Source organism: Campylobacter concisus, from assembly GCF_002914195.1.
GTDB lineage: Bacteria > Campylobacterota > Campylobacteria > Campylobacterales > Campylobacteraceae > Campylobacter_A > Campylobacter_A concisus_M.
On sequence record NZ_PPAU01000115.1, the window covers coordinates 1 to 973 of the forward strand.

Annotated in this window: 1 protein-coding gene; it reads left to right on the forward strand. The window is 31.6% G+C overall.

All coding sequences use genetic code 11. From position 1 onward, the window contains the following. Window positions 1-973 (forward strand): hypothetical protein (locus CYP28_RS08330; RefSeq protein WP_181000439.1); only part of this gene is annotated, 973 nt, incomplete at both ends.

The following is a 973-nucleotide window of genomic DNA, read 5'->3' on the forward strand; positions in this document are numbered from 1 at the left end:
TTATAAAGCAAAATTTAACTAACTTATTCATAAAGCCTGATTTCTCTATTGTAGATGGCACAAATAACAAAAAGATAAACTTATCTCTTCAAATCACATTTGACTACGATATGGTAAAAGAAATGTTACCAAATGTAGGCAGATATTTACTAGATGACAATGATGGCAATGTGCTATACAAAGAAAAGGTAAGTGCTGGAAATTATGACACCTTCTATTCTTTTTATACCCTGGTAAATAAAGGTGCAAAAGATCTAATAGAAGAGCAACTCCATAAAGGCTATAAATTTCCGCTTTTTACAGACAAGATAGGCTCTTCTCTTTTAAGCTCGCTGCTTGTGCTAGAAACCATGATAAAAACAAATTCGGATAATAAAAATAAATCCATATTGCTATTTAGCGAGAACCAACAAGTAATTTCTGCCATTAACAAAATTAATCTTGAAGAAATTAGAGATAACCATAACATAAGCTTTAAACTTATTACTGAGAAGAATAAGCTCCAAGATGAGATCAATAAATTCCATAGCATGGACGCTGATCCTGATGTAATTATTTCAAATAGAAAAGCTACGGCCGAAGGTATGCAATTTAGAAGCTATCATCCAGAAGCATATAGCCTCTATATTGATGGGCAAGAGGTTAGAAATAATTTTGCAGCGTTTATTCAATCTGCTTCACGAACAGATAGTCCAGAAGCAAGAGATATTTTTGCAAAACATTATGGTAAGAATGAAAAATTTGTCCAAAGACTTAATGTTTCTTTTAAGAAATATGATTTAGTCCTAGAAAAGAGAGATGGTTTCTTTAAGCAAACTGACATTATAGATAAAATGCAAAATATATTTGAGGATGGAAAATTGGATAATGATGCAATGCAACAAATAAGCAACCTTGCGTATTCTTATAATAAAAACACCATTTCGGTCATTATTCCTAAGGAAGCTAGTAGAATACCTTATCTATTAAAGGC